We start from the raw sequence: 4,885 nt of genomic DNA on the forward strand, positions 1-4,885 counted from the left end.
ATTTCCTGCCGTGCTGCTATTGCCGGCCCCGCAGCAAAACGCACGACCAACTCGCCAGGCACGACCTCTATCGTGCCGCGCGGGGGCATTGTCCGCACGGGCAACTGCTGCGCATTGACGTTGATGGCGGCGCCCAGTAACGCAAGAACAAGCCCACAGTGAAGCATGATCCGTGACATGGTTTCCTCCTTTGAAACGCTGTTGTCCCTATGAAGGCTACTTGCCCAGGAACGGGAACGGCGGGTCCTGCATGTGATTCCGAAGAACAATCAGATCCAATATGTTGATCCGCCAGTCGCCGTTGACATCGCACTCGGGACAGGAGAAAATGCTCTTGCCAAGACAACTGCGAATCTTCCTCAGATTGGCCTCCAAGTCAGGCCCGAACGGCTGCGGCCAGTCCATGCGCATGTCCACACTTCCCCAAGATATTCCGGGTGTGCTTCGAAACTCATCTTGCGCCTCCGAAACCGAGAACTCCCCCTTAAGGTACAGCCAGCCCTCCATGTCATGTATGGATCCATAGTTAGGTGACAAGCTTTGGTCGTCGTAACGCATCATGAATCCCTTTTCCTGCAGCAACCTGTACGTCTGCCACTTGTCCTGACCAGGCTCGTTGTTAAGCCTCACGTAGGCTAGGGATCCAGTCGTATACCGGAATCCGGGCAAACACTCAGCCGGGACAGCGCAGAAATGCAGATTGACAATCCCAACCACTTCAGACATGCCTTTGACTGCTGCGCTGGCCCATGGCACACTCGGCACGATCCAAGCGTAACCTTGCCCTTGGAGGCGGCCCTTGAGGGGACGGGCGTAGATGAACCCCAATTCAGCAAGGTGGGAATGCAGCACCGCACGCCTAGCCGGATCGAGGGAGGGAATCTCAAGGATGCCTGCGTATTGAACGCCATCCGCCATGGCTTTGGGGGCCCTACCCAGCAGTTGGACTGTGACCACACCGGGCACGGTTGACGCGGCAACTTCTTCCTCAAGCGTGTATTCGCGCGGGAAGCACTGCCAGACCTCGCCATAATAGTCGTACCAGGCACTGCGGTTGGGATAGTCCTCTGATACAAACATAAGGCCTCTTGATCTGAGGACATCGCGAACGGCCTCTCGCTCCGGCGTGGCGGGAGCATGGCTGATGATCACCCTGACTTGTCCAGGAAGAGCGTATGACACGGGCGAGCACTCCGAAGGCTCGGCGCAAACGTTGAGGTCCTCGGTACCGACTACACCGTCCAGGCTTCCCGCGATCGCGGCAGCATCGGTCAAAGGCATCCCTGCCGGAATGCTCCACACGCTGCCCTGGCCGGCAAGGCGCCCAACCAAAGGCCGCTGAAAGATGAATCCTGCGGCGGACAGGTTGTCATACAGTTCGCTTCGCTCGCTCTCCCCGAGGCCAGCCGCCTCCAGAACACCGATTGATTCAGCAAGAGCTGCTGATCCGCAGATCATGGCCACTGCTAACGAGAAGCTGATTACGTTCTTCATCACTGCACTCCTTTACGTCTCGTTTCAGAACGGATCGGCACAACTGTTATCCGCTATTGTGTTGTTTTGCAGGGACCAGACGTAAGCGCGGGAACCCGTCGAAGCGCTCGTGTAGATTCCGGCCCCTTGATTCGCAGTGTTGCCGCATATCACGTTCCAGACCGCCGACCAGTTCGTGGTTCTCATGATCGAGAACCCACCACCAATTGACGCCTTGTTATCGCTGATGCGGTTTTTCTGTATGTTTGATTTTTCCGGTGACCTTGGAGTCGGCAATTGGCATTTGTAGAAGGCAATGCCCCCTCCGTGACCCCGCGCTTCATTGGACGAGATCAGGTTGTTCTTGATGTAGATATTGGTGACAGCCTGGCAGTATATCCCGCCGCCATCGCGTTCCGCTGAGTTGGGATAGGACTGGCTGCCGATTGTGTTGTCGTCTATGATAGCGTACGTTTCAATACAGGCGATAGCCGCTCCGTCTCGCGCCGTATTGGCGAGCAGCGTACTTTCCGAAATGGTTGTTGGGCTGTAGCACTTGTAGAGGCAGATTCCGCCCCCGACGAGCGCCTTATTGTCTCGAATGATGTTATCCGAGATGACTACGATCGAACGATCACAGTAGATGCCTCCGCCAAGGGAAGCGTCTCCACCGGAAATAGTGAATCCTTCCACGTTTGCGTAGGAGCACCCAATGAACGTTACGGCTCGTCCGGTCTCATGGGATTCCAGGCTTGACGGATCTATTGTCGTCGGATAGGTGGATGGATCACAGGTCGTAAAGGAACCGTTGTACCCGCCCAATATCTGAAGGGATTTGTTCCTAATCACGACCTCCTCGGAATACTCTCCGCCTTGGCCCTCAATCTTCCCGGCAACACAAACGACTCCAACAGACAGATCAACACCTTCCCGAATCGTATCGAAGGGGTGATCCACGGATCCATCCTCGAAGCCTGTGGCTCGAGCGTCAACATATACGAAGGTTGTTTTCATGGCCGGGGGAGTGCCATCCCTGTATTCCTCGAAATTATCCATGCCGTCACTATCGGGATCCCCTGAAAGGGACTCATCCAAATCTCCGAAGTGCTCAATCTCCCAGTCATCGGGAAGTGTATCGAAGTCTGAGTCACCGCTGCGAGATACAGACTCGTGTGCACCGATATCCACCTCATCAAAAAGGACACGCGGACTGAACTCGGCATCGGCGTCGCCCTCTATTGCCAGATCGCTGTCGCCGGTGTCGATGCATGGGGAGTACGACTTCAGCCGAAAATCACCAGAGGCAGGATCCACAAAGTGGGGAAAACTGGAAATGTTGCAGTTTCCGTCATTCTCCACCGCCCCCTCAAAGCAAGAATGCGCGGGATCGCAATTGTAGAGGCTACTGCTGCCGTTGTACCACAGAATGCAATTATGGATTACAAGCGGAGGATACGATGTATTATAGACGCCGCCCCCACATGTTTGATATGAAACATTGGCAGCTATCGTGTTGTTGAAGACTGTCGGGCTGCCGCCTTCGGAGTATATGCCTCCTCCTACTTGGGCGCCGTTGTTGCAGATGAAGTTATTGGCGATGGTCGGGCACCCCGACCAGACAGCGATCCCGCCGCCCCATGTCCAGAAGTCGTTAGACAAGTTGTTATAGGTGATGCTATTTCCCACCAAGGTTGGAGTCGTAGAATAGCCTCCAATTGCGATCCCACCGCCTGATCCAAGGTTGGCGGTGAAGTCGTTGTGTTCGAAGAGATGATCACCTGGCCCCTCAACGCAGGCACCCCCGCCGTCTTGTGCGGAATTGCCTGTGAATTGGTTCCCGCGAAAAACGCCTCTGCCGACGACGATGTACACGGCCCCGCCGAAAGATTCCGAGAAATTCCCCTCGAAAGTGTTGTTTAGCACAATTGGCGAAGAAACATATGCCGATAACGCACCGCCCTTAGCTGGGAAATAAGGTGGATCGTCCCATGCTGAATTGTCGACGAAATGGCAATCTCTGATCGTGGGAGACGCTGCATTTACAAGAATGGCGCCTCCTCCTCTGGCGTCCATGGCTGCTCCGCCGGTAATGGTCAAGCCGCGAATCTCACAAGAGTTGCACCGATCCGGGCCCCCGGGGACCCCCGATGGGACGATGTAAAAGGCTCGATGATTAACAATAGCAGTTGCTCCGATGGAAATCGTGCAATCATCGGGGCCATTCTCTGAACATATCAAAACGGTCTTTGAAACTCGGACGTCCCTATTTCCTTCTCCCGTGTACGTCCCATCTTTCAAGACAATAACGTCCCCATCCACGGCCCTGTCTACCGCTTCTTGGATCGTAGCCAGCGGATCTTCAGCCGTTCCTTCACCTTCGTCGTCCCCGTCCTCCGCAACATACCTGACCTTCAGCGAGCTGCCGACGTTGATCCTGCCGCGAGTGACAAAGAACGGGACGCCCTTCTGGTCACCCTCCCTCAAGGTGGTGAGAATCTCGGTTTGCCTTCCCATCTCGCGGAAAGCGTCGATGAGGTAGGGCCCGCTGGCCTGAAGGTCCACACTGTAATCCAGTGTGATCGTGAAGAGCAATAGCGGCAGGCTCGACGTTACAGCCTGCGCCGAACTGAAGCTGAAAAAGACTGACTGGGCGTCAGCGCCCCGTTCCACGGGAGTCTTTGCGGCCATCTGTTCGGAGAGGACCACGTCGTAGTAGTTGAAGTAAGGATCGCCTGCGGCGATAGTGAAATTGCTGGCGTCGGCGCCGGTCTTGGAGATGAACCTGAGGTAGAGGTGAATTCCGTAGAAGCCAGCAACGTCGTCGACGTAAACGTTGACCTGGGTCGTGCCGGTGCCGTGAGGGATCGGATCGTACTCCATGCCGCCCACGTGGGCTCTCTCGAGGATGAGTTCGGCGGCGGTCACGCTGAAGGTGGAGGTGGCGAGAAGAAGAATGGCGATGAGAACGCTGCGCATGTGTGAACCTCCCGTGTTCGATTCCGGCGGCGGGTGCTCCGATGCGACCCCGAACCGTGCGAATATGAAGTTTCCTGGGCGTACCGCGCCATGCACCGAACGGTCGGCGCGGTTGCCGGAGGGCTGCTGGTTGGTTATCCTTGTTGCTGTATCACGTCCCTCTGCCCATATTATGACACAGAATGTTCAAATGTCAAGTCAAATTGCCGGATTTTTTGCGGATTCAGTTCGAGAGCTGTCATAAGTCATTGCTGTACAAGGAGATCGCGATTTTGGAAATTTCCGGAATTTTTCCATATTTCTTCATTCAACCGTCAATGATCCGCACCCACCGCTCTCGCCGCACTCTTTATGGATCACGGCGTGGGGCTTATTTGTGCAGGAATTCCTCAGCCCTGAGGATTTCGGAGTTCATCCCTTTCGCGACCTCGGCCGG

2 protein-coding genes are annotated in these 4,885 nt (G+C 55.5%); both read right to left on the reverse strand.

The genetic code is table 11. The features are described from left to right. Window positions 1-216 precede the first annotated feature (216 nt). Complete coding sequence (locus VM163_13120) at window positions 217-1,494, reverse strand: hypothetical protein (protein HUT04821.1); 1,278 nt, start codon at window positions 1,492-1,494, stop codon at window positions 217-219. A gap of 24 nt (window positions 1,495-1,518) precedes the next feature. Continuing rightward, window positions 1,519-4,449, reverse strand: coding sequence for a right-handed parallel beta-helix repeat-containing protein (locus VM163_13125; protein ID HUT04822.1), 2,931 nt, complete (start codon window positions 4,447-4,449; stop codon window positions 1,519-1,521). Window positions 4,450-4,885: the final 436 nt, after the last annotated feature.

The organism is bacterium (assembly GCA_035527515.1).
In the GTDB taxonomy this organism is placed as follows: Bacteria; B130-G9; B130-G9; order B130-G9; family B130-G9; genus B130-G9.